This window comes from Neorhizobium populisoli, assembly GCF_019430945.1.
GTDB lineage: Bacteria > Pseudomonadota > Alphaproteobacteria > Rhizobiales > Rhizobiaceae > Neorhizobium > Neorhizobium populisoli.
In genome coordinates, this window is record NZ_JAHYCB010000013.1 from 17,666 (window position 1) to 42,630 (window position 24,965).

The 24,965-nt window shown below is 58.8% G+C and carries 18 protein-coding genes and 1 pseudogene; 1 reads left to right on the top strand and 18 read right to left on the bottom strand.

All coding sequences use genetic code 11. From position 1 onward, the window contains the following. Positions 1-2 precede the first annotated feature (2 nt). From KX729_RS27110 to KX729_RS27165, 13 genes and pseudogenes are all read right to left on the bottom strand, one after another. Entirely contained in the window at positions 3-776 is a 774-nt protein-coding gene (locus KX729_RS27110; RefSeq protein ID WP_219745618.1) for an IclR family transcriptional regulator, read from the bottom strand. Between the two features lie 1,167 nt (positions 777-1,943). Continuing rightward, positions 1,944-2,171, bottom strand: coding sequence for a hypothetical protein (locus KX729_RS27115; protein WP_219745619.1), 228 nt, complete (start codon positions 2,169-2,171; stop codon positions 1,944-1,946). A gap of 363 nt (positions 2,172-2,534) precedes the next feature. Next, on the bottom strand, positions 2,535-4,904 hold the full coding sequence (locus tag KX729_RS27120) for a PAS domain-containing hybrid sensor histidine kinase/response regulator family protein (RefSeq protein ID WP_219745620.1): 2,370 nt from the start codon (positions 4,902-4,904) through the stop codon (positions 2,535-2,537). A gap of 31 nt (positions 4,905-4,935) precedes the next feature. Then, positions 4,936-5,571 (bottom strand): chemotaxis protein CheC, encoded by a 636-nt coding sequence (locus KX729_RS27125; protein ID WP_219745621.1) that lies wholly within the window; start codon positions 5,569-5,571, stop codon positions 4,936-4,938. After that, entirely contained in the window at positions 5,568-5,951 is a 384-nt protein-coding gene (locus KX729_RS27130; protein ID WP_219745622.1) for a response regulator, read from the bottom strand. The genes KX729_RS27125 and KX729_RS27130 overlap by 4 nt, the downstream gene beginning before the upstream one ends. An 89-nt stretch (positions 5,952-6,040) precedes the next feature. Further along, a complete protein-coding gene (locus KX729_RS27135; protein WP_219745623.1) occupies positions 6,041-6,301 on the bottom strand; it encodes a hypothetical protein in 261 nt (86 codons plus the stop codon). Further along, positions 6,301-8,259, bottom strand: a complete 1,959-nt coding sequence (locus KX729_RS27140; protein WP_219745624.1) for a chemotaxis protein CheA — start codon at positions 8,257-8,259, stop codon at positions 6,301-6,303. Before KX729_RS27140 ends, KX729_RS27135 begins: the two co-directional genes overlap by 1 nt. Next, positions 8,260-9,126 carry a CheR family methyltransferase gene (locus KX729_RS27145; RefSeq protein ID WP_219745625.1) on the bottom strand — a complete coding sequence of 289 codons (867 nt, stop codon included), beginning with the start codon at positions 9,124-9,126 and terminating at the stop codon, positions 8,260-8,262. Next, entirely contained in the window at positions 9,126-10,211 is a 1,086-nt protein-coding gene (gene cheB / locus KX729_RS27150; protein WP_219745626.1) for a chemotaxis-specific protein-glutamate methyltransferase CheB, read from the bottom strand. Before cheB ends, KX729_RS27145 begins: the two co-directional genes overlap by 1 nt. Next, positions 10,208-11,638 carry a chemotaxis protein CheW gene (locus KX729_RS27155; protein ID WP_219745627.1) on the bottom strand — a complete coding sequence of 477 codons (1,431 nt, stop codon included), beginning with the start codon at positions 11,636-11,638 and terminating at the stop codon, positions 10,208-10,210. Before KX729_RS27155 ends, cheB begins: the two co-directional genes overlap by 4 nt. 4 nt (positions 11,639-11,642) lie before the next feature. After that, entirely contained in the window at positions 11,643-12,386 is a 744-nt protein-coding gene (locus tag KX729_RS34920; RefSeq protein WP_512699459.1) for a methyl-accepting chemotaxis protein, read from the bottom strand. A 429-nt stretch (positions 12,387-12,815) separates the two neighbouring features. Continuing rightward, positions 12,816-13,628: pseudogene (locus KX729_RS34925) on the bottom strand (methyl-accepting chemotaxis protein); the annotation flags it as partial. 73 nt (positions 13,629-13,701) lie between these two features. Then, positions 13,702-14,103, bottom strand: a complete 402-nt coding sequence (locus KX729_RS27165; protein ID WP_312992164.1) for a response regulator — start codon at positions 14,101-14,103, stop codon at positions 13,702-13,704. A 610-nt stretch (positions 14,104-14,713) separates the two neighbouring features. Here KX729_RS27165 and KX729_RS27170 point away from each other — a divergent pair. Further along, positions 14,714-18,049, top strand: coding sequence for a DEAD/DEAH box helicase (locus KX729_RS27170; RefSeq protein ID WP_219745629.1), 3,336 nt, complete (start codon positions 14,714-14,716; stop codon positions 18,047-18,049). Positions 18,050-18,548: 499 nt separating this feature from the next. Here the strand turns inward: KX729_RS27170 and paoC are convergent, their stop codons facing one another. The 5 genes from paoC to KX729_RS27195 all read right to left on the bottom strand — a co-directional run bounded on the left by paoC (position 18,549) and on the right by KX729_RS27195 (position 24,508). Continuing rightward, a complete protein-coding gene (gene paoC, locus KX729_RS27175; RefSeq protein ID WP_219745630.1) occupies positions 18,549-20,747 on the bottom strand; it encodes an aldehyde oxidoreductase molybdenum-binding subunit PaoC in 2,199 nt (732 codons plus the stop codon). Positions 20,748-20,750: 3 nt separating this feature from the next. Next, a complete protein-coding gene (locus KX729_RS27180) occupies positions 20,751-21,701 on the bottom strand; it encodes an FAD binding domain-containing protein (RefSeq protein ID WP_219745631.1) in 951 nt (316 codons plus the stop codon). Then, positions 21,698-22,330 carry an aldehyde dehydrogenase iron-sulfur subunit PaoA gene (paoA, locus tag KX729_RS27185; RefSeq protein ID WP_219745632.1) on the bottom strand — a complete coding sequence of 211 codons (633 nt, stop codon included), beginning with the start codon at positions 22,328-22,330 and terminating at the stop codon, positions 21,698-21,700. Before paoA ends, KX729_RS27180 begins: the two co-directional genes overlap by 4 nt. Before the next feature lie 854 nt (positions 22,331-23,184). Further along, entirely contained in the window at positions 23,185-23,610 is a 426-nt protein-coding gene (locus tag KX729_RS27190) for a DoxX family protein (RefSeq protein WP_219745633.1), read from the bottom strand. Beyond that, positions 23,597-24,508, bottom strand: a complete 912-nt coding sequence (locus KX729_RS27195; RefSeq protein ID WP_376776080.1) for an alpha/beta fold hydrolase — start codon at positions 24,506-24,508, stop codon at positions 23,597-23,599. The genes KX729_RS27190 and KX729_RS27195 overlap by 14 nt, the downstream gene beginning before the upstream one ends. Positions 24,509-24,965: the final 457 nt, after the last annotated feature.

Here is a 24,965-nt window from a genome sequence, read left to right on the forward strand (position 1 = left end):
CGTCAACGCTCCCCCTGCTGCATTTTTGTGATGGTGCGGGCCGTTTCGATAAGCGGCTCGCGGAAGGTTTCGAGATCGAACCGGAATTCCGGCATGACCAGCGAAAGGGCGGATGTGCACTTGCCGTGCATGTCGAAGATCGGCGCGGCAATCGCGATGACGCCGCTATGGGTATAACCGCTCGACAGCGCATAACCGTCGCGGCGGGCATTGTTTAAAAGCTCTTCGGAGGAAAGCACTCCGCCGCCTTCCTTCAGGCGCCCGAGCGTCATCTCGTCAGCGAAAGCCGTCAGGATACGTCCCGAAGCAGAACCTTCGAGCGACATGGTCGTGCCGATCTTCTGCTCGGCGCGCAGGACGCTTTCGGATTCGACGCGCGAAACGATGCATGGCAGGCCGCGGTCGAGCACCGCCAGGGACGCAGTCTCCCGGACGCGATGGACAAGCATTTCGAGAACGGGCTGGATCCGCGTTCCAAGATCGGCCTGCTCAAGTGCCGCGGCGGCAAGCCGGCAAGCATGCATCGAAAGCCGGTAGCGCATCTCGTGATCCTGCTCAACCCAGCCGGCTTCGACCAGCGTCAAGAGCCGCTGATATGCCGTGGGTCGGGAAAGTTCCATTGCCGTGGCGATCTCCGGCAGCTTCATGCCGCGGACGCTCGATGCCAGCACGTCCAGCACCGCCATCGTTTTGAGGACCGTCGAAAGTGGTCGAACACCACCACTTTCTTCTTGTATTCTATTTGAATATGTCGTATCCATAATGAATATAATCATACCCGTGTTAATCCATGTCAATCGTGCTGGGCGCCATTGGCGTGAAAATTGCCTGACAAATCCGGTTAAGCCCCTGAGTCAGCTGTGATCTTTTTTTGTCAGACGGCTTGCAAACGATGTTCGGGGACGGATGTGCATCGGAAAAGAAGCGATCCGGAAACGAAAACAGGATCGATCCGCGCTGAACCGCTCCCACCCGATTTTTGTAAAATATGACCCCTAGCCGAACCCAACACCTTAGGCGAGGCCTCGATCGCTGCACTTAGTCACCATAGAAAAACGTCCGGCATCTCGGTGAGCGGTTCGTATCCCCATTTCAGCATGAAGAATGATATGGATGTCGCGGATCATCTCGGCTACGTGAAGCAGCGCATGATGCCACTCTTCTCGGGATACCCGATCGGCGCCGGCGAGAACGGTCCGGATTGAGTCCGCTGATAGGATTGATGTTGGCTTGCTGCCGCGATTCGGTGAGGCCGATTGCCCGGGTTAAAATCTATCGACTTGCTGAGCTGAGAGCTTGCTCGGCCAATTAGCAGCGCGAACGAGTTCTGCAACGAAATCATGTGTCGATGTCACCAAAAGTTCGTTACTTTCGAGCCGCGGGCAGCAGCGTGGAATCAATTTTCAAAATTGATTAGCCGACGGGCATTATAACCGTCGACTGCACAGCCCAAAGACCAAGCCGAGCTCAAACTCTCGCGATTTCCGAACTTGTCAACTTCAGTATCGGAAGCAGACTAGCCGAGGGTGTGTTCGTGAAGGCGAACCGCGCCTTGACACTCCTATCCGATACTTGAGCTGCCACCAGCAACGGCACAAGCGTTGTTTTAGGAACATTCATTTGATCCGCCGGATCACATTCCGCCAACACCCGGAAGAACACACCAATGGCCAATTTCTACGATGAAGGCGTTCCGAATATCGCCCGCGAACACTACACTGACAGCATTTTTCGACGGCCGTCGGGAAGCAGAAGCGGCAGTTTCCAAACTGAAGGACGCAGGAATTGGTGGCATCCGGCTGATGCCTGGCTATGAAGGCGACAACGAAAGCTCTGCCGTTGGATCCGAAAACTTAAGCTTTCTGGTTATGGCTCGGAGATTGGCTTTTTCCTGATGACCGTGACGCCTACGTAGAGGGCTTCGGCGTGGCGGCTTTCCGGTCTCAGCCTTGGTCGACGCCGCCTCGTATGATATGGCGCACGACATTGTTGCCGATGAGGGCGCGATCGATCTCGACGAACGTGCGGATATTGGCGTAAGGACGGCTGGAGCGCCCGCCACGATCAACAAAATCCCCGGCAAGACGGCGCGTATCAAGTAGACGCTTCCGCGCCTGAAGTTCGCGGCTATAAGCGGAGTGCCACGGGCAACTCACCTCGGTATGCGGCATCGGAAACGCCAAGCTGCAGTTTTTGCCATCGCGGGAAATTCATTGGATCAAGCCATGAAAAAAAGTCCGGTCGGCTGGCGGTATTAGAAGATACTTCTGTCCCGGGCATTGGCCACGCCGTACCGCTTGATATGAGCGACGGCTACAGCCGACGCGGGGCTGACATGCTCGACAACGCACACTCTTCTCCTGTCTACAGCGCCCGCTGCGAGCGGCTGACGTCCTCTTCCAAGAACAAAACGATTACCCAGCGGAACCCGCTTTTGCCCCAACTTATCACGAGACGGAAGCCTCGCCGGGATCGCATGGTCTCCAGAAAATCATCGAAGATGCACTGAGTTCTGCAGAACTGATAAAATGAGACTAGTGACGAGTCGCGGTCAATATCTCCCTCACCCTCTGGGCAAGATCGTCGATTGCGAAAGGTTTGGTGATCATTTCCATGCCTGGCGCCAGAAAATCGGCGCGAGATGCGGCCGTGGCCGCATATCCGGTGATGAAGAGGACCTTAAGAGAGGGGCGCGCGGTTATGGCGATCTCAGCAAGCTGCCGGCCGTTTAGGCCGGGCAATCCGACATCCGAAATTAAAAGATCAAGACGGCCCTTTCCGTCTATGAGCGGCAGGGCTTCGTTGCCATCGATCGCTTCAACCACGCGATATCCTAGTTCGTTCAACACATCGACGACCAGCATGCGCACGGAATCGTCGTCCTCGACCACCAGAACCGTTTCGCCTTCACCGCGTGGCGGGACGACGTTGGGATCTATTGCCGCGCCCTGATCCGTAACATCTTCAGTGCTGCCGGGGAGATATAGTTTGATGGTGGTCCCCAAGCCGACCTGACTGTAAATCCGGACATGGCCGCCGGATTGCTGCGCGAAACCGTAGATCATTGACAGGCCGAGACCGGTCCCCTGCCCGATAGGCTTTGTCGTGAAGAACGGATCGAAGGCTTTTTCGATAGTCGCCTGCGACATTCCGATGCCCGTATCGCTAACAGCAAGGACAACGTAACGTCCCGGCACCAGGGTTTCGCCCGCCGCCAGATCTCCTTCGTTCAGAATGAGATTGTTTGTTTCGATCGTCAGCTTTCCACCATCGGGCATGGCATCGCGTGCATTGATGACGAGATTGAGAATGGCGCTTTCAAGCTGGTTGGTGTCGGTGATTGCCTTCCAGGTGTCTGGAACCATGTCGATCAGCAACTCGACCTGTTCGCCGAGGGTACGCCGGAACAGGTCCTCCATCGAGTCGACGAGCTGCCTCACGTCAACCATTTGTCGATCCAGAGATTGTCTTCGGGAAAAGGCCAGGAGACGGTGGGTCAGCGCGGCGGCTCGTGCTGCCGATGAACTCGCAGCGTCGATGAACTTGTCAAGGTCGTCCAGTCGCCTGGCCGCGATCCGGCGCTTGATGACGGAAAGCGCGCCGATCACCCCGGTCAGCATATTATTGAAATCGTGCGCTATGCCGCCAGTCAACTGGCCGACGGCTTCCATCTTCTGGGCCTGTCTCAACTGGGCTTCAGTGTCTTCGAGCACTGCCTGCTGCTGTTTCTCAACCGTTACGTCTCGGCCGTAGGCGTAGACCCGGTCTTCTTCGCGAGAGGTCATCCAGGAGATGATCCGGGGCGGCCCATCCTTGCAAGTCATGCGTAAATCGATTTTGGTATGCGTGTTTTCGACTGCCTTGTTCAGCTGCGGCCTGACCTGAGCCACGTCTTCGGCCCAGACAAAGTCGATCACATGGCGTCCGACGACCTCTTCGGGAAGATGGCCAAGGACCTCTAGCCAAGCCGGGCTGACATCGCGAAACACGCCATCGGTACCGATTACCACCAGAAGATCGCGCGAATTCGTCCAGACGCGATTTCGTTCCCGCATGCTTTCACGAGCGATTTCGGACAGCGTTTGATTGGCCTGCCGCAAGCTCTCCTGGGTCTGCTTGGCTTCAGTAATATCGAAGACTGCCCCCACGAAGCGCCGGCCGCTGGTCTCGGTATCATCGACATATTCGCCGCGTCGGGCAAGCCACCTCTCCTCGCCATCATCGGGGCGAGTGACTCTGAACTCGATGCTCCGTTCGTTCTGAACGCCATCGGGATCACTGAGATCGATGACCCGCTCGTCATCGGGATGGATGAGATCGTTCAGCGTCCGGACAGGGAGAATCCGCGTCGGGTGCAGGCCAAAGAGCCGGCAGAACTGCTCAGAAACGTTGATCGTGCTATAACCAACTATGTATTCAAACGTACCAATGCCGCCTGCTGACTGGGCAATCCGCAATTGCTCGGTGGCACGTTTTTGTTCGGTGATATCCACAAGCATGCCTATGAACTTGACGGGCTCGTCCTCGTCGTTCAGCACGGCCTGGCCACTGGCATGCACCCACCGATATCCGCCGTCATTGCGCTGAAGGCGGTATTCCTTGGAGAACACTTCCGAACCGGCGAGGATGCCGGCCACGGCGACCTTTACGCGCTTGAGGTCGTCCGGATGGATAGATGCGAAGAAGTGGTCGGTAGATACGCCGTCCGCGAGCGCTACAGGGTCCTGGTTGGTAATCGCTGCAAAGCGAGGGTCGGCGATAAGCCGCTTGCGGGTTATATCCCACTCCCACCCACAGGCCGCGCCGGCAGCCTCCAGCGTCAGCTGCAACCGGCGCTCGGCCGTTTCCAACTCGGAACGTACTCCAGCCAATCCGGCTACCGGGTTGTCGGCATCCCTAGTCATGATCGCCGCCGATATTCATCCGCTACCGTTATTATGTTGCAGTCATCACGCGATTGATGAAATCGGCGATGAGCTGTTTGAGCTTCTCAAGGGACGGAAGGTCCATGATCATTGCGATATAGCCGCGGATATTGTGTTCGCGAACCGAAAAGTTGATATAGAGAAACAAGACGAAGCTTTCTTCTCGCGCGCTGCCGAGAACACCGAACAGAAGGTTGCTGTCTCCGCGGCGGACATCTGGCAGTGACATTTTCAGCGTATGCTGCAACATGTTGGCCATTGTTCCGAGGCAGCCGTTCAGAATGACGTTGCCGGTCTCGGCAAGCGCCTCTTCCTCCATGCTGGCGAGGTCAGCCTCATCCATCTCATCGCCGACGATCGCCCGCACGAGCGACAGACCGTTGCTCTCCGGGAAGATCAACAGCGCCCGGCCGGAAAATGGCCCCTCGAATTGCTGCTGGACGGCGATCAGCGTTTCGCTTTCGCGCTGGCCGATCAGAGCAGCTGCAGACTTGCGCGTCACGATCTCAACCGATGGAACCGACAGGATGACCTGCCTGTTCACCATCTTGCGCAGGCTCGCAGCCGCGCGGCTGACACCGATATTGACGAGCTCGGTCAACGCGTCGCGTTCGAGTTCGTCCAGCGCAATCGTGTTGTCGGTCATGTCCCGGCCTTTTTGAGCCGAAGTGCTGCCCCCGAAATAAAGCCGGTGAGCGCTTCCTGGGTGACCGGCTTGGCAACGAACGTGGCGTTCAACGCCCTCACCCTGGCAATGATCTCGTCCTGAACATTCGCGGTGATCACCGCGATCGGCATATTCGGATAGTCGACGCGCAACTCCGATGCCAGTTCAAGCCCGTCCTTGTCCGGCATATTGAAATCCAGGATGGCGATGTCGATCTGCTGTGTCTCGACAATGCCCAAGGCATCGGCCGCACTACCCGCTTCGACGCGGGTCCAGTCGGGCTGCAGCGCGGCGATTGCCTTGCCCGCCACGATACGGGCCAGTTTGCTGTCGTCCACGACAAGGACTGTGACCGTCATTTCATACTCCGTTTACTCACCCTGCACCCGCCTGCGGCGGAGATGGTTATAGCCTTATGGGGATCCAGGGATCTTCGCAAGTTCGCCGCCTATATTTCGCGTCTTGTGGCAATATCGGCCCTTACCCCGGGCAGCAGCTTATCCGCCATAAAAGATGATATAGGCGTCCCGATTATCTCGGGTCCGAACACCATCAATGCCTGCCAAAGAGCGGTATGGATGACGGTTGCCGCGCTAATATCGACGGGAAGGTCCGGCCGGCTCTCCAGGTAACTCATCAACGGCTCCGCCTCCTCCACCCCACATGCTCCCGAAAGGGTGATGGCGCCTGCATCGAGGCTGATCGTCATTACAACAACTCCTCCATATTCAGCACCAGCAGGACCCTTCCATCTCCCAGCAACGTCGTTCCCGCTATTCCGGCCACGCCTTGCAGAAGCCCGGCCAAAGGCCGAGTGAGAGTTTCGGCCCGCTCGGCGATCGCATCCACGGCAACACCGATATCTTCCTGACCGGCCCGCACGATCAACACCTTGAGATCGCCGGATTGCGAGTTCGGCGCGGCGACCTGTAGCAATTCGCCCAGATGCAGCAAAGGTATCGTGCGATCGCGTAGCACGAACGCACGTCCTGCCCTGACCGACTGGATGGCGCTCAATGGCAGTTTATGGGTCTCGACGATGGCAGTGATCGGTACGCCGTAACGCTCGCCGCCGACCTCGACGATCATGAGCTGCGTCATCGAAAAGCTGATCGGTAATTTCAGAAAGAACGAAGTGCCCAACCCCGGAACGCTTTGCAACTCAACCGTCCCGCCCAGCCGTTTGACGGAGGTATGTACCGCATCGAGGCCGACGCCGCGGCCGGAGAGTTCGGAAATCGACGCTGCCGTCGAGAAGCCGGGCGCGAAGACAAGCTGGAGGATATCCGTTTCCGAAAGTGTCGAAGCCTGGCTCTCCGATAGAATGCCGCGATCCACCGCTGCCGCGCGTACACGCTGCGGGTCCATGCCGCGACCGTCATCCGCGACTTCGATTTCGATCTGATCTCCCCGCTGCCGGGCCCGCAAAAGGAGGCGCCCCCGTTTCGGCTTGGATAATTTCAGCCGGTCATCTTCGGGTTCGAGGCCGTGGTCGAGACCGTTTCGAACGAGATGAAGCAAGGGCTCGAAGAGATTTTCGACGATCTCGCGATCCGCCTCGACCGTTTCGCCTTCGATCACCAGATCGACGGCCTTACCGATCCGAGCCGATGTGTCCCTGACCAATCGCGGAAACCGGCGGAACGTATTTTCGAGCGGTATCATCCGCGCCTGAGTGACGGCACCGTAGAGCGAAGCAACCAGACGCTCGATCTCGTGATGGCTGGAGAGGATGCGCTTAGCAAGCGGACCATTGCCGTGGTTGCGCGCTTCTTCAGAGAGCGGAACGAGGCTGTTCTTCGCTGTGACCAGCTCGCCGGCAATTTCGACAAGTTTATCGATACGTGTCGAGTCCACCCGCATGGTTGTCGACTGACGCTCCGGGCTGCGGCCCGATGCCGGTTCCGGCGCGATGCCTGCCCGCTTATCAGCGGCGACGGTCAAGACAAAAAGCTTAACTTGATCGGGTATAAGCCGGAACACGGCTTCCGCCTCTGCAAGCGAAGTGCCCGATACCGCCTCGATCAGCAGGCCGCAGCGAAAAGGGTCGAATTTCTCTGGCAACGGCTGGGGCTCTTTCAGCGAAACCGTCAGATGCCTGAGATCCGGCAGACTGGAGATCGTCGCGAGCGGATCGTCACCGCTGAAGAAACACTCGGGATGCGGCTCGTAACGAATGGCTATCATCTGCCCCGCCGCCCCGGATGCCGACATCAATTGATGCAGGGAAAGCGCCCAGTCGGGAATCGCCGCGGGCGCGTCGGCCGGCGCATCGTTGTCTCGCGCGGTCACTGCGCCGTTAAGGATCCCAAGCAGCCGCGTAGCCTGTTTCTCCTGTGCTTCCGGGAGGCCTCCCGTTTGCGAAATGCCGTCGATACTGTCATCGACCCATTCGATGATCGCCAGAATCGGATCGATCAGCGCCGCGTCCACGACGATCTTGCCGGCGCGCGCCTGCGACAGGAGATCTTCAGCCTGGTGCAATATGCCCGCCATCGGGCCGAAATCGAACAGCCCGACCGATCCCTTCAGCGTATGGATCGCCCGGAATGCGCTTTCGAGGCTTTCGCGCGCACGCGGATTTGCCTCCAGCGCCATGAGATCTTCCGACGCCTGCTGGATCAGTTCGCGTGCCTCGATGGCGAATTGTTCGATCAATTCATCCATTCATTTGTCTCCCGCCTCTCGATAGACGATGGCGTCGGGAAAACGGACCGCTTCGAAAGTTTCCGAAATGCGCGACATGGATTCCGTATGACCGAGGCAGATATAGCCACCGGGATAAAGCAGGTCGTGGATGTTGCGGGCCGCGACCTCCCGTGCCGCCTCATCGAAATAGATCAGCAGGTTCCGGCAGAATATAACATCGAAACGCCCGATCGCGGCAAGCGTCTGGCGATCGACAATGTTGCCTCGGGCAAACGTCACGGATTCTCGCAAATCTTCTATGAGGCGGCGATCCTGTTGGTTTTCCGGTTCGAAATACCGGTCCACGATATCCTTCGGAAGCTTCGAGAGTGATCGCTGACCGTAATACCCTTCCGCCGCCCGCCGCAAGATCGCGGTATCGATGTCAGAGCCGACGATCTCGATATTGTAGGCATCGACGAGAGGCCAGTTTTCGAGCAGCCAGATGGCGATCGAATAGGGTTCTTCGCCGCTTGAGCAGGGCATCGACCAGATCCGGATACGATCCCCCGGCCCTTTCGAGCGGATAATGTCCGGGAGGATCGAATTGCTCAGGCAGGCAAGCTGGTGCTGCTCGCGATAGAAATAGGTCTCGTTGACCGTGAAGCTGTTGATCAGCAATTCCGTCTCACGCAGGTCGCCGCGCAAAATGGAAATGTAGTTCCTCGCCGATTGGGCGTTCCGCTGGTCGATCAGATCGGTGATGCGCCGTTCGATGTAGTAACGCTTGGTTTCACCGAAAACCATGCCGCTGCGTTTGTAGATGATCTCGCAGATCTCCTCGAGATCCGACGCAGAAAGCGGCGAGGCGCCGTGATTCCCCGAATTGGTCGGAGGGATGACCATCAGCAGACCCGATCCATCAAAGAAGCGGCGATCTCCTCGACGCGTCTGATCTCGCTTGCGCCACCGAGGCGCACCAGTTCTCCCGGCATCCCCCATACGACGGCCGTTTCTTCGGCTTCGGCAATCGTGTAGCCACCGGCGCTCCGCAAGTCGGCCATCGCAGCGGCTCCGTCATTTCCCATGCCCGTCATCAGAATACCGACAAGATCGGCCGCCGGCAGGTGTTTCATGGCAGAGCGTACCATGCGGTCGACGCTTGGATGCCACCGATAGGCCTGATCGCTTGGAGCTGCCATCGCCACCAATGATCCGGCGCGCGATGCGATAACGATATCCGCATCGCCCTTGGCAACATAGATATTGCCCGGTTCCAATCTGGTCTGCTGAGCGACCTCGCTGACGGTCAGAGCGCATATCTTGTCCAACCGCTTGGCAAGCGGGCCGGTGAAGGATGCTGGCATATGTTGTGCGACCACCACCGGCCAATCGAAGCCCGACGGAAGGTTGGCAAGCACCGCATCAAGCGCCGGCGGACCGCCGGTCGATGTCCCGATCATCACGATACCCGGCCTGCCCGCCTGCCTGATCGGTCGCGCTGGAGAATCTCGGCGTCCGCGCGGCAGGATCGCCTGCTGCGGCAGTATCGTCTGCGCCAGGCGAACGCGCTCTGCAAGCCGTCGGCTGCGCCGGATGCGGACCGTTGCTGCCGTCCGAACCTTCTCGACCAGACGTGGAGTGAGTTCGTCGATGGAAAGAGAAATCGCGCCGCCCGGTTTGGCAATGAAATCGACCGCGCCGATCTCCAGCGCCGCCAGGGTCTCTTCCGCACCTTCTTCAGTCAGTGACGAAACCATGACCACGGGACAGGGATGTTCGAGCATGATCCGGTCCAGGCAAACAAGCCCGTCCATCAGCGGCATGTGGATATCGAGTGTGACCACGTCGGGCTGAAAGCCCGAGATGACTTTCAGGGCCTCAGCACCGTCTCGCGCGAACTCGACGGTGAAATCTCCCTCGGCGCTGAAGATCTGTCCAAGCAGCTTCCGCATCAAGGCGGAATCTTCAACGATAAGAAGACGGATCACGAACCGGCCACCATCGACTTTTCGTCAGTGATCGCCGCGACGACATCCCGCTCTGTACGCGTCAGCAGTTCCTGCGGGTCGATCAGCAAGATCATCCTGCCCTCGGTTTCGATATGCGCGATCCGGTCGAAGACATCTGTCCGCTCGGAGGAAAATTCAGGCGCCGCCGAAAGAGCGGCGGAGGAAACGGCCTTTACTTCCGAGACGCCATCGACAACGAAACCGGCCTGAAGGGCTCCCAATGTCACGACGATGGCGCGTACCTTGGTGGCCTGTGACAAGGCTGCCAAATCGAATCGGGTGCGCTGGTCGATCAACGGAATGGCCTTGCCACGCAAACTGATGACGCCCATCACGAATTTTGGCGCGCCCGGGATGCGGGTTACGTCGTCGGGGACCTGGACGACTTCATCGACCGATGCGATCGGCAGGCCATAATGTTCGTCGCCGAGTTGAAAGATCAGAAACTGTTCGGATGCAACTTCGCTTTCCGCCGTTTTTTCCATCGATCTTGCTCCCGTATTCTGGCTGATCGCCTGCGTGACCGCCCGATGGCCGAACAGCTTTTCCGGCGACAGGATCGAGATCAGCAGTCCGCCATCAGCAATGCGGCCGATCGCATCGATCTGCGCATTGCCGCGTCCGCGTTGCAGGACGGCTGGAACCGTATCGATGGCATCGTCGGCAAGCCGACGGATGACGTCCATATCGTCCACCACAAGGCCGACCACGTCATCTTCATGCTCGACGATGACGATACAGGCTCCGTTACCTGTCGAGCGTCCACGATCAAGACCGAGAAGGGACGCAAGCGAAACCAGCGGCAGGATGCTGTCTCGCATCGGAACGAGGCCGATTATCGCGTCTTCTGCGGTCGGGATCATCGCGATATCGCCGGTCAGCGTGGCAACCTCGCGGACGCGATCGAGCGGCAGGCCGTACAGTTGATCTGCCACCCGGAACGACAGCAAGGCGGTTAGCCGGACGCGCGTCTCCGTCCCGATCTTGCTGTCCATCTCGGCGAGGCGACTGATCGGCGCTCGTCTTGTCGCTTTGAACGCCGTGTCCAGCAGGCCGTTTAGGTCCTGTAGGGGCATCGCCGTTGCATCGGCTGCATCAGCCGAAAGCCTCAGCACGTCGTCGACAAGAAGCCCGACTGCGCCTGCATGGTCGTAGACTATGATCTTGCCTTCATGGGATGCGATGCTTTTGAAGCCACCCAGAACCCTTTCCATCGACAGGACCGGTATCGGCCTGCCGCGGAGATTGGCAATGCCCGCCAGCGCTTCCGGACCATGCGGAACCCGAGTGATATGCGGTACCCTGACAACCTCCAGCACCAGGCGCGCGTCGATTTCGTGACGTCTCTCTCCGACCTGAAATAAGAGCCGCCTCTGATCGGCGCCCGCAGCGGAGGAAATTACCATCGCCTCAGTTTCCGGCCATCTGGAGTTCATCGGCCAGCGATGCAATTTCTTCGACGGCTGCAGCAAGATCTTCGGCGCCGCGCGATTGCTGTCGCGCCGCCGTTGCCGCCTGCTCGGAAGCAGCGCCCGCTTCCTGCGCAACTGAGGCGATCTGCTGGGTACCGGCCTGCACCTGTTTGACTGCAACCAGAACCGCCTGAGCAGCATCAAGGATTGAGGCGCTGCCGCGTACCATCGTGTCTATGTCGGTTTCCGCGACTGTCAGACGGTCGACGATCAGCCTGTTCTTGGCGATTTCAGCTTCGGACGCCGCGACGATCATCTCGAGCTCGCGCTGAACGGTCGCGATCTGTACCCTGATCTGTCGCACGATGTCCTTGACGCCATCGATATTCTCGGCGGCATCCTGCGCCAGCTTGCGAATGTCGGTCGAGACGATGGCAAACCCGCGCCCGGCTTCGCCGGCTCGTGCCGCTTCCACGGAGCCGCTGACGGCCAGCATGCTGGTCTGAACCGCAACCAAAACGATCCGATCCACGGTGCGTTCGATCTGGAAACCGATTTCGCCGAGCGAGCTGAGTTCCGCCAAGGCGTTGCGCGTTTCGACAAGAGCGTGGGAGACACCGGCGGCAATGCCGCTCACCCCCCCTTTGTTCGTCGCAAGCAGCGCCTTGATTTCCTCTGCGCGACGGTTGGTTTGCTCGGCGCTCTCCTGCGTCTGGAAAGCACTCTTCTCGATCTGGGCCATGGCCGCATTGGCTTCCTGCGTCGCGGCGGCCTGCGCTTCCGCGCCCCGGCTGATCTGCTCGACGGCGATGAGGATTTCGCTAGCCGCGCCGGACAGTTCCTGAACGGTCGACGACAGTTCTTCGGCAGCCGAACTCAACTCTTCCGTTCTTGCGGCCCGGCCGCTTTCGTTCACAAGATCGTCCGCCAGGATCGCAAGCGCCTGGGCGGTCTGCTGGCTTTCCTCGAGCGCCGCACTTTGCTGCTGGACGGCGCGCTGCGCCTCCGTCGCAGCCGCCGACTGCTCTTCGGCGGCTGACGAGACGGTCTCGGCACCCTTCTGGGCCTCCCGTGCCGCTACTTCCGCTTCGACCGCGGCAATCAAGATAGTCTGGCTGCCCTGAGACAGGTCGCTGAGACCCGACCGGATGGTGTGCAGGACTTCGGCTATCGCCCTGCCTGACCTAGTCTGCTCCTGCGCGGTGGACGCGGCGGACTTGATGCGGTCGGCAATCTGGCGCACCCCATCGACGATTGTCTCGGCATGCCGGCTGACATCGCGGGAGCTCCGCTCGGCAATTTCCGCCAGCGCACGGACCTCGTCGGCGACGACTGCAAAACCGCGACCGTCGTCCCCGGCTCGAGCCGCCTCGATCGCCGCGTTGAGCGCGAGTAGATTGGTACGATCGGAGATATCCGCCACCGCGACGGTCGTGGCTCCGATACTTTCAGCCTGAGATTGAAGCGTGCTGATGACCGCGATGGCTGCGATCTGCCGCGTGGCGTTGGCGTCGATCGCCGAAACCGATACATCGATCTGCGCGGCGGATTCAAGAACCGAGTTCTGGAGCTCCTCGGTGCGCCGACGAGCAGCATCTGCCTCCGACCGGGCTGTGGAAAATCGTAAGGACAGGTGATTGGTGGCAGACAAGGATTGGTGAGCGGCGCCCGCCGCTTCCTCGGCCCCGCTTGCAATTTGTTCCAGTGCGCGCCGCAGTTCTTCAGCGGCGGCAGCCGCTTCCGCAACCCCGGTAGCAAGTTCTTCAGTCGCAGCCCCGATCCGCTCGGCCGCCTTTTGCTGCCGGACGCGGGAACGATCTTGCAGCCGGCGCGACGTTGCGGCCTTGTCTGCGACGGTAACCGCAGGCCCTTCCCCGGGAGCCCTGGTCGCGGTCGCCCGTGAGCCCAATCGGGATGTCTTCACCAGTGCCATGAAATATCCGTTGTGTCCCGGCCTTGAGCTTGAGCACGCAAACCGTTGCATCGCTCACTCCCTAGGCAGCTGCTCTATCTGATTTTTATGGCGTAAAGGTCGATGCAAAGCAAATTTTCTCGCATTAGCGGACTGTTTGCTCGCGGATATGGTTTACCACGCGATCAATATCATATGGTTTTGAAAGGAAAGGAACTTGTATGGGCAGATCGTTCTTGGGAACCTTTAAATACCCAGACGTCAGGAGGATCGCTATCTCAGGGCGCGAGTGGCTCACGAGTTCGGCCAGTTTCAAACCATTCATCAGGCCGGGCATGTCGATGTCTGTGAACAGAGCCTGGATCTTGGGATTGCAATTTAGAAGTTGCAGCGCATCGTTGGCATTACCCGCCTCAAACACCTGAAAGCCGGCATCACCCAGATCTTCTACAAGGCTCAAGCGTATCAGCACCTCTTCTTCGACAACAAGAACGGAAATAGTGTCGAGAGCCATATTGAAAATACCATGAAAACGATTGTCAGCCACCAGCAACGCTTAGGCGCACAGACGGTTCCCGAGGCTCAATAACGTCAATTATTTCGTCTTGAAGATCGACCAAAGCGAAAGGACATCTTGGACTACGGCGTTCGAGCTTCGCCTTACGGCCCTTGCTGCGCGGTAACACCCTAATGCTCCAAGACGCTGAGTGGAGAAAGCCTAATCAGCTTTCAGAGTATGCCACGAAAGTCCCGTCCCACTTTATCTAGCGACGGAAGGGCGATCCGGAGAGACAGGCCTGCGTGATTCCAGTCGCGGGTGATCGTCCCTTCAGTTTCCAGTCTACCGCAAGCGTACCTTGCGGATCAAAAGAGACTCGTGAACGGCTGCGTTTGCGGCAAGTTCGTGAAGTACCAGACCTACCGGCTGCGATGAACAGCAAAATCCTCAATCCCCTCAGCTGCTAAGCGGTTCGACCCCTCAATCCGCGAATTCGCCAGCCGCGAGCTGAAAAACTGGCGAACAATGATGGATTGTAACGGCTTAAATCTGCGAAAAGATTGTTGTTCATGGTGTGAAGCAAAGATGCCGAAATCGCGTTTGCTGAGGCGATGGAACGCAGCCAGCGGCATGGAACAGGCTGATCAAAACTTCGTTCATGCAGGCTGATAATATTGCGGGCAAGAAATGGCAGGTCCTGGTGAGCGTCGCAGAGTCTAGAGATGAAAATGCGTCCGTGCCTTCTACCGCAGCCGATCAGACGGCGGATTTCAAGCTGCCACCGGGTTTCGTGGCGACTAGGCTTGCGGCATTGCTGCGACGTTCGGAACGATCGCTGTGCTACGTCGCACTGAGCGAAGGCGCGGCTGCCAAAATTGCTGAGGCCGTCGGCGCCCTGTTTCCCGAAATCAAGCTGATTATTTTGCCACCGTGGGACAGCCTTCCCTATGACCGCGTGCCACCCTCGCGGCACTGCATGGGCCGGCGTATGGACGCATTACGGATCTGGAGCTCCCCCAGCGAGGCGCCGCGATTGTTTCTGACCTCGTTCGACGCAACACTTCAGCGTATTCCGCCGCCAGCCGTCGTTGCGGACAGCCAACTGGAACTCGTGGTGGGAAAGCCGTTTGATCGCGGCGTATTCTCCGACTTCGTCCAACAAACGGGCTATGTGGAAGAAGGGGTTGCGGACGATCCGGGTGAGTTGGCCGTTCGCGAAGGCGTGATTGATATCTACCCCGCCGGCGCACCTGGACCGATGCGTATCGTTCTGTCGAAGGATGATAGGATTTCGGAACTTAGAGGCTTTGACCGCCTGTCCCAGAGGACGGAGAGCTATCTCGAAAGCGTGATTATTGGTCCGGCATCCGAGGCCATTTCCTGCCAAGCCGCCACGGAAGTCCCTGCTCCAAAGTCGGACACCATGGAGCGCCACCTTTTGCGCCTTTATGGAGACATGCCAACCGTGTTCGACATCCTGGGTGACGCCGACGTAATTCTTGCACCAGGTGCGGCCGATCGACTGGAGCGCTATCTCGAAATCATCGAGGATGCCCGCAAGGCCCGCAAGGATTTCGGAGAGAAGGACGTCCCTTCCTCCCGTTCGATCTACCTCGACCGCGCCGAATGGGAGCGATACGTCAGCAAAACATCGACAGGCGCAATGGATCTCGGAGAAGGCGGTGACCTGCCAACAGATACCGCCGACGCCGACCCGCGTAGCGCGTCGGTTAAGCTGGTGCAGGATCAGCTGCGACAAGGGCTGAGGGTCGTAATCTCAGGGAAAGGCAAGAGCGCCGATGCCCTCTGTCGGCGCCTGGCAAAGGCAACTGGGCTCGCCCCTCGGTCAATCGACGCCTGGAACGCAGTTCGGGAGGCCGAGCCCGGCACTCTTCTCAAACTGGCCGTGGACCTTGAGCAGGGGTTCGTCGATGCCGCGCAGAGTGTAGCTGTGATCGCCGCGGCCGATGCATCTGGCAGGGTCACCCGCTCCAGCACACTTTTGGCCGAGCCCGAGCTTCGGATAGGCGATGTCGTTGTTCACGAAGATCATGGCGTTGGAATTCTCAAACATCTGGAAAGCATAGCCGTTGAGGGCGTCTCTCGGGAAGCCGCCCGTCTGGAATATCGCGACGAAGGTTCCGTGCTTGTGCCGATGGAGGAATTTGGAAAGCTGTGGCGTTATGGCTCCGAACCCGAAGCCGTTACCCTTGATCGCCTTCACAATGACGCTTGGCAGAAGAAACGAGAAAAGATTGCAGCGGACATTCTGTCCGCCGCGCGTCATCTCGCGACCGTCGCCAAGCATAGGCAGGCGTCGCAAGCAGAGCGATTCATTCCGCCTCGCGCCGAATTCTCCGCCTTCACGCGGCGGTTTCCATTTACCGAAACGTATGACCAGGCCGAAGCCATCCAGGCAGTCCTCTTTGATCTGGCATCCGGACACACGATGAACCGCCTTGTCTGTGGAGACGTCGGCTTCGGCAAGACTGAGATCGCGTTACGGGCAGCAGCAGCGGTATCGCTCGCAGGCGGTCAGGTGGTCGTCATCGCACCGACCACCGTGTTGGCTCGTCAGCACTTTGCTACGTTCGAGCGCCGCTTCGCGGCGACTGGTATCGCAGTCAGCATGCTGTCTCGGCTGCTCAAGCCAAGCGAGGCAAAACACGTAAAAGCGGCGCTGGCAGCAGGTGAAATCGGTGTCGTCGTTGCGACCCAAGCGATCTTGGCGAAGGATGTCCGCTTTGCCCGTCTGGCGCTGCTGATCGTGGATGAGGAGCACCGCTTCGGGCTGAAGGACAAGCGAGCGATGAACACTCTTGCACCGTCTCTTCATATGCTCACCATGTCGGCGACACCTATACCGCGGACCTTGCAATCGGCGATGGTTGGGATTCAGGAGGTCAGCCTCCTGACGACGCCGCCCTCGAGACGTCGGCCTATCCGTACCTCGCTTGCAATGTTCGACAGCGCATCGATGCGGACCGGGCTGATGCGTGAATATCGACGAGGAGGGCAGAGCTTCGTCGTAGTGCCCCGCATCGAGGACATAGAAGACGTCGCAACGATACTGCGAAAGATCGTTCCGGAGCTTTCCGTCAAGGTGGCTCACGGCAAGATGCCCGTGGCAGCTATCGATGAAGCTATTGTCGGTTTTGCGGAAGGTGACGGCGACGTCCTGCTCGCCACCAACATCATCGAAAACGGCCTCGATGTGCCGCGAGCCAACACTATGTTCGTATGGCACGCTGATCGATTCGGGCTGGCACAGCTTCATCAACTGCGCGGACGTGTTGGACGCGGAGCAGCGCAGGGCATATGCACTCTTCTGACGGAAGAAGGTGCAGAACTGGCCGAGGAAACGCGGCTGCGGCTTTCGACCCTTGTCGAGAATGACCGCCTGGGCTCCGGCCTGGCGATCAGCCTTCGAGATCTCGACCTGCGTGGCGGGGGCGACATTGCTGGGGAGGATCAAGCCGGGCATATGAAGGCGATCGGCACCGGACTATACCAGAAACTACTTGCGGAAGCCGTTGCGAAAATACGCAAGCAATCATCGGCCATCAGGCAGTGCGCAATCCTCCACCTCGACGTGGCCGGCACGATACCCGCAGATTATGTGTCGGACCCAGCGGTGAGACTCAATCTCTATGCCAAGCTGTTGCGAGCATCCACACGGAGAGAAATGGACGACCTCGAAGAGGAGTTCGAAGACAGGTTCGGCGAACTTCCTGATGAGGTAGCCCTACTCCTGCGGACAACTCGCCTGCAGCTCGACGCTGGTCGCCTGGGCATTGCCAAAATGGAGGCCGGGCCAAAAGGACTGGCGATGACTCTGACACCAAGGACACCCGCAAAAGTCATCGCGACGTTGACCAAAAAGGCTGGGGCGATCCGGCGAGGAGAGCGGCTGATATTTGAAATCACAATCGAAAGTGGCGATGAGCAGCTGCGGTTCTTTGAACGAGCGGTCGTAACGCCGCGCCGGCCGTGAGAAAGACCGTTGCTCGTCACGAGGGATTTTAACGCGCACGGCGCGGCAAGCCCCAAGGCATAAGCCAGATTGGTAAGAGTGTGGAGAAGCGGCTCAGTCGGCCTTTCCGCTCTAGGCTTCGATTACCGCGTTAAGCAGGACAACCGTTCTGGCGGCTATTTCCGCTGCAAATTGGCTCGCGCCATTTCATTTCTGTATTATCGACAGCTTGCTTCAGCCGGTGCCACGATCGCAGGTCATTGACGGACGGTGTGCAAGGCTAGTCAACAGTCGCCATCACCCAAACGCCACGGGCGACCGTAAAGCGCGTCATATGCGAACGCGATTACCTTTTCCTGCTAATTTTCAAACGGGAAGCGTTTATACTTTCATGGCGTAATTGCGTCGAACGATGAATATGTCGCCGCATTGCGAATACGCGACGTCGCGTATTTGCGTAGATTTTGTGTGCTAAACCGCCTTCATGTTCGAGGCGGTGGCCCATAGGCCACCGCTGATATCAGACGACCTCGGGCAGTCGGCCGATCAGTTTATCGAGCGTAATCGGATAGTCCCTGACCCTGATGCCCGTCGCGTTGTAGACGGCATTGGCAATCGCCGCCGATACACCGCAAAGGCCCAGTTCCCCAACGCCTTTTGCTTTCATCGGCGACGAGTAAGGGTCTGTTTCATCTAGGAATATGACGTCCTGATGCGGGATGTCCGCGTGGACCGGCACTTCGTATCCGGCGAGGTCGTGGTTGACGAAAAAGCCGCGTCGCATATCAACCGCCAGCTCTTCCGAGAGCGCGGCGCCGGCGCCCATCGTCATCGCGCCGATGACCTGGCTGCGGGCTGTGATCGGGTTGAGCACTCGCCCGGCCGCGCAGACCGCCAACATGCGGCGAATACGCGTTTCTCCTGTGTAGACATCGACGGCGACTTCAACGAAGTGACCGCCAAAGGTCGATTGCTGGTGAGTTTCGGCCAGCTTGCCCCATTCTATCTTATCTTCGCCGACCAAGCCTTCTGCTCCAGCGGCTTCTGATAGGGGAAAGGAGCGATTGCCGACGCGCACCTGACCATTCTCGAAGATAGCGTCTGCGGAATTAAAGCCGAGCTTGCTGGCAACGGCATCGCGAAGCTTGACGCAAGCGGCGTAGACGCCTGATGTCGCGGAATTTGCGCCGAACTGCCCCCCAGACCCCGCCGATACGGGGAATCGGGAGTCGCCGAGTTGGACGGCGACCTTTTCGATATCGACGCCCATCATCTCTGCCGCGGTCTGGGCGATGATCGTATAGCTGCCGGTTCCAATATCCGTCATGTCAGTCTCGACGGTGATGATGCCTTCCTGGTCAAGTGTCACGCGTGCGCCGGACGTCATGACCAGGTTGTTGCGGAAGGCGGTGGCGACGCCCATGCCGATCATCCAGCTGCCCTCCCGCCTAGTCGCGGGCCGGGCGCGCTTGTCCCAACCGAACCTTTCGGCTCCGAGCCTGAGGCAACCGATCAGGTCGCGGTATGAGAATGGCCGTTCCGGATGTTCCGGATCGACCTGGGTGTCGTTGATGATCCGGAACTCGATCGGGTCCAGTCCGAGCTTCTCGGCCATCTCGTCCATTGCGATTTCGAGCGCCATAAGCCCCGGTGCCTCACCCGGCGCGCGCATGGCATTGCCTTCCGGCAGATCGAGCGTCGCCAGTTTCATGGCGGTCATCCGGTTGTCACCCGAATATAGCAAACGCGTCTGCATGACTGCTGTTTCCGGCCCACCGCCCGGAAGGTCTCCGGACCAGCTTTCGTGCGCGACCGCCGTGATCTTGCCGTCCTGTTCTGCACCGATCCGGATGCGCTGGATGGTCGCTGGCCGATGCGTCGTGTTGTTCGGCATCATCGGGCGCGGCAGCGCGACCTTGACCGGCCGTCCGACCGTCTTTGCCGCCAAGGCCGCCAGAACCGCGTCTACGCGCAGGAAAAGCTTGCCACCGAACCCGCCCCCGATAAAGGGCGACATCAGATGCACCTTCTCCTTGTCGATTCCAAGGGTGATCGCCAAGTCGCTGCGCCACCAGTCAATCATCTGGCTGGATGTCCAGACGGTGACCTCCTCCCCTTTCCAGGCTGCGATCGAGGCGTGCGGCTCCATCATGGAGTGGGATTGATCCGGTGTCGAATATTCTGCGTCCAGCGTCACGGGGGCCACGACGAAAGCGGCGTGGAAGTCACCGGTAGAACTTTCCGGCTCGGTCGAGGGATCCGGCATTGTTGCATTGTCCAGCTCACTCCTCAAATCGAATGCGCCTTGTTCCGGAGCGTATTCGACCTTGATTAGTGTGGCAGCGGCGCGCGCCTGCTCGAACGTCTCGGCGACAACGACGGCGATCGCCTGATGGTAATGCTGAACTTGTTTGCCGCCGAATAACCTGGCGGTGTTCATCTTGCCCTTTTTAAGATCGCCGAGATCGAGCGTGGTGAGGACATCGAGAACACCATGGGCCTGTTTCGCCACGGAACTGTCGATTGATATGACCTGACCTTTGGCTATAGCGGCACCCACCGGATATCCGTAGGCATATTGCATATCTGGGTCGTGCCATTCATAGGCATACGTGGCGCGTCCGGTTGTTTTCAGCTCGCCGTCGATCCGGTGGATCGGCTTGCCGACGACTTTGAGCTGATCGATCGGATTGGTCGTTGCGGGTTTATCGAACTGCATAATTTATCCCCTCGCTCCCGCCAATACCGCGCCGAGCGTGCGCTCGAGCAGATCGACCTTGAAACTGTTCTGATCGGTGGGGCGGGCATCCGCCATCAATATCGAGACGGTGGCACGAGCGCCGTTCGGCAACTCACTCTCGGCGGCTTCTATCCGCCAGGGTTTGTGCGCGACCCCGCCAACGGCGACCTTCCCGGTTCCATCCGGCTGGATGACCGCTGCGACCGAAACCAGCGCGAATGCATAAGAGGCACGATCCCGGACCTTGCGGTAAATATGCTTGCCGCCGATCGGTGGAGGCAGCACAACGGAAGTAATGATTTCGCCCTGTTGCAGCTCGGTTTCGATATGCGGCGTATTGCCGGGAAGCCGGTGAAAATCGGCAATTGGGATAGAGCGCCTTTCGCCGCCGGGCTTCACGGTATCCACGATCGCATCCAGTGCTCGCATTGCCACAGCCATATCGCTTGGATGCGTCGCGATACAGGCTTCGCTCGTTCCGACGACGCCCAACTGGCGGGTAATCCCACCGATGGCGGAGCAGCCGCTGCCCGGCAGCCGTTTGTTACAGGGCTGGTTTGGATCATAGAAATATGGGCAGCGCGTACGCTGCAAAAGATTACCAGCCGTCGTCGCCCTGTTGCGTAGCTGGCCGGATGCGCCCGCGACCAGCGCCCGGGCGAGTACGCCGTAGTCGCGGCGGACGGTTTCGTGCGCGGCAAGGTCCGTATTCCGTACCACCGCACCGATGCGCAGCCCGCCTTCAGCCGTGCTTTCGATCGTGTCCAGGCCGAGGCCGTTGACGTCGATCAGATGCGACGGTTTTTCGATTTCAAGCTTCATGAGATCGAGAAGGTTGGTGCCGCCGGCGATGAACCTTGACTCGGGATTATGCGCTGCAGCCTGTGCCGCAGCCTCGACCGAGGCGGCGCGCTCATAGGAAAAAGCCCTCATGTCCGCACCCCCGCAACTTCGGTGATAGCGTCGACTATGTTAGAGTAGGCCCCGCACCGACAGATATTGCCACTCATGCGCTCCCGGATTTCGGCAGTTGTAATCTCTGCTTGTTCAGTGAGGTCTTCGGTGACGTGGCTTGGAATGTTCGCCTTGATTTCCTCAAGCACCACCACGGCGGAACAGATCTGTCCGGGCGTACAGTAGCCGCATTGGAAGCCGTCGTGTTTGACAAACGCGGCCTGCATCTGGTGCAGGTTGCCGGGTTGTCCCAGCCCTTCGATCGTGGTGACCTCGTCACCGTCATGCATGACCGCCAAGGTGAGACAGGAATTGATCCGGCGTCCATCGACAATCACGGTGCAAGCACCACACTGTCCATGATCGCAGCCTTTCTTGGTGCCGGTCAGATGCAGATGCTCTCGCAACGCGTCGAGCAATGTCGTGCGGTTGTCAATTTCCAGTTCCTGCCTCGTGCCGTTCACCGCGAAAGCCACGCGGGTACAGTGGATGTCGACGACCGACGCCTCCGATTGCAGGCGAGTTTGCGAACCCGCACTTGTTGAGGTGACAGGAACGGTGGCTGTTGCGACCATGAGATCTCTCCGGGTTATTTCAAGGGTAGGCATTGGCGATCGACCCCTTCGCTTGCGGCAAATGGAACAAATCAGGGAGGTGAAACCTATGCCAGGCATGTCGGTTCCATTCTTCTGTCACAATGACCGAGAATGGACGACCGTCTGCGGCTCTCTCTGCCCTTGGAAGCTAGGTCGGCTCCGGAAACTCGGGAGCGATGAGCGGGCTCCGTGTCGAAGGATACCTGCCTCACGGGCTGCAGCCTCGATGCCCTTGCGGTAGCCAATTCATCGCCTTATTACGTTCCGGGTGCCGACTATTCGGCCCTGTAGAACAATTCCGTCAGGCTAACAGAGCTTATGCACAGCTGACCGTGGTGGAGGTTGAACGCATCTCGCACCTCTAGGAGCTTGATCTTATGATGAAAATACAGTTGTTGGTATCAGGCATGGATTAAGCATTAGAATGACTCGCGCTCGTGCGCGGCCGGCTGATCACGTCGCCCATTAAAATCCGCTGTCACCTCGGCGCCTTCATGCGATTTCCGATGACGCACGTGCCTTCTGTGAGGCTGTCGGATTTTTGCCTTCTCCGCCCGACCCGATGATGCTCATGATTGGATTGAAAGATCTCAGCGCAGCACTGAGCTCGTAAACGATCTCTTCGAGCGTTCGTATCATTGAATGGTTTGCATAAGAAGGAGCCTACATGCGTCTGAAAAGCCGCTGAAGGGGCGATTTATCGCAATCGCAGCTCTTGATGGGATGCGAACCGGTAACCGGTCGATGATGAACTCTAAACGATTAAGCCATCGTTGTTGGTTTGCACTGAAAGCGGATCGGGGATTGCGGGAAAGGGTCGGCTCTCGGTGCAAACCAATAGCGCCGCTATCGATTACGGCACAGCACTATTCGTGTTTTTTTTGGTTCACGTGCGGAATGGCCGGAGCGGCGAGCCCACCTGCAAAGAGTGCAGCCCACACGAGAGCGGGCTGAAGTGCTAAACGCGGCAGATGGTACAGCCAAGGCCAAATTGACGTGCCGTGCATAGCAATATTGTCGATCGCATGCCCGATGTTTGCCGGAAATACGCAGACTGCGTAAAAGGCCAATGCCGCGCCCGCGAACCGACGGGTTCTCGGTAGTAGCAACCCGATTGCCCCGGCAATTTCACAGATCCCGGTCAGCAGGATCACCTCTTCCACGTCCGGGACCCAGTGCGGCGTGATGCTCACGAACGGGCCGGGGAGAGCGATGTGGAGAACGCCTGCGACGCCATATAGGATAGCCAGGCCCATGCGGCACCGAAAACGCCACGCTTCAATCTTTGCCATCGGGGAAAATTCTCCGCTCGACGGCCCTTTTCGCGGCGGTCAGATCCGCTTTTTTCCCGGCAACCTGCTCGATGGCTGCGACCGCCAGATCACGCGCGACATAGTCGGATTTGTGGCCGAGATTGTGGACAACGATCAGCCTGGAGCCCCGAATGTCGCGAGCAAGGTGACGTGCGTGAATGTCCGCAGATACGATCCCGTCGGCATCTCCCGTGATGACAATCGTTGGCGCGCGAATTTTTCGATAACCCGGTGAAGCGCTCCTTGCCCAGTCGCTCAGCGCGGCAATCTCCTGCGCATTATGCCGGAACGCATTCGGCCGTAGCGCCTGCCATGCCCGGGTTTGTTCGATGTAATCCGCGGGAGGACGATTGGGAGCAAAGACGCTCTTCGCCGCCATGTCGATGGCAAACACACCCACCGGGGGAGCGATCAGAATGCTGAACAACACACCCGTCACGGGTTTGCTGGCTTCCTGATAGTACCAGGCAATGCCGCCCTTCCAGGGGTAGACGGCCGGAGACAGGAAGACGAGACCGGACACTTTTTCCGGATGGCGAACCGCAAGCGACGCGGCTATTGCCCCGCCAAACGAATGGCTGACGATAATCGCCTTTTCGATGCCGCGCATTTTCATCAACCGGGCGACCGCATCGGCTTGCCCGTCGGGACGTATGTTCGCGAATGGCCCGACATCGGACTCGCCGTGGCCCGGGCGGTCCACGAAGAGCAATGTTGCTCGTCCTTCCAGCTTATCGCGAAAGGAAAACATCGGATCGTAAAGACCGGTGCTTGCGCCGTGAAGAAACACGACGGGCGGAAGATCACCCAGTCTGCCTTTCTTGAGCAGAACGCTATTAAGCTTGAAGCCGCCAACGTCGAGCCGAACCGGACGCACCGACGTTTCGGCTGCAAGCGATGTCGAAGGCTGATCGAGGATCGATATGACGATCAGGATGGCGGTGAAGAGTAGACGTGTAAGGAGAGTGGACATGTATTCCCTGAATACGCGATGGCGGGCGGGATGAACTTCAACATGACTACGTCAAATGATGACGGACGGTTCACGCTGGGATGGCCGATTTAAACCAGACTTCGGGGCGCCTATCCTGCTTTGCAGGGCACGCTAGCAAGTCCAGACTTTTGTGCAGCGCAGCAACATATGCGCTATAGGGACTTTATAAGCAGTCATCGCCATCCCGGCCGATTCTGACCGAGGCGTTTCCAAGAGATCGTTGTCCGACACGCTGGCACGGCTGGTCAAGCTGCGTGCCCTGCGACAAGGCGCAGTTCCTCCAGGTCCTCGCTGGTCGATCTCGGTGCCTTCGGGTCATATCACGGCGCGCTCGAGGCGT

Bases quoted from the DNA above. Each gene is read 5' to 3' on its own strand.
- KX729_RS27110 (WP_219745618.1), bottom strand. From the start codon at position 776: ATGATTATATTCATTATGGATACGACATATTCAAATAGAATACAAGAA.
- KX729_RS27115 (WP_219745619.1), bottom strand. From the start codon at position 2,171: ATGCCGCATACCGAGGTGAGTTGCCCGTGGCACTCCGCTTATAGCCGC.
- KX729_RS27120 (WP_219745620.1), bottom strand. From the start codon at position 4,904: ATGACTAGGGATGCCGACAACCCGGTAGCCGGATTGGCTGGAGTACGT.
- KX729_RS27125 (WP_219745621.1), bottom strand. From the start codon at position 5,571: ATGACCGACAACACGATTGCGCTGGACGAACTCGAACGCGACGCGTTG.
- KX729_RS27130 (WP_219745622.1), bottom strand. From the start codon at position 5,951: ATGACGGTCACAGTCCTTGTCGTGGACGACAGCAAACTGGCCCGTATC.
- KX729_RS27135 (WP_219745623.1), bottom strand. From the start codon at position 6,301: ATGACGATCAGCCTCGATGCAGGCGCCATCACCCTTTCGGGAGCATGT.
- KX729_RS27140 (WP_219745624.1), bottom strand. From the start codon at position 8,259: ATGGATGAATTGATCGAACAATTCGCCATCGAGGCACGCGAACTGATC.
- KX729_RS27145 (WP_219745625.1), bottom strand. From the start codon at position 9,126: ATGGTCATCCCTCCGACCAATTCGGGGAATCACGGCGCCTCGCCGCTT.
- KX729_RS27155 (WP_219745627.1), bottom strand. From the start codon at position 11,638: ATGGTAATTTCCTCCGCTGCGGGCGCCGATCAGAGGCGGCTCTTATTT.
- KX729_RS34920 (WP_512699459.1), bottom strand. From the start codon at position 12,386: ATGGCCCAGATCGAGAAGAGTGCTTTCCAGACGCAGGAGAGCGCCGAG.
- KX729_RS27170 (WP_219745629.1), top strand. From the start codon at position 14,714: ATGCAGGCTGATAATATTGCGGGCAAGAAATGGCAGGTCCTGGTGAGC.
- paoC (WP_219745630.1), bottom strand. From the start codon at position 20,747: ATGCAGTTCGATAAACCCGCAACGACCAATCCGATCGATCAGCTCAAA.
- KX729_RS27180 (WP_219745631.1), bottom strand. From the start codon at position 21,701: ATGAGGGCTTTTTCCTATGAGCGCGCCGCCTCGGTCGAGGCTGCGGCA.
- paoA (WP_219745632.1), bottom strand. From the start codon at position 22,330: ATGCCTACCCTTGAAATAACCCGGAGAGATCTCATGGTCGCAACAGCC.
- KX729_RS27190 (WP_219745633.1), bottom strand. From the start codon at position 23,610: ATGGCAAAGATTGAAGCGTGGCGTTTTCGGTGCCGCATGGGCCTGGCT.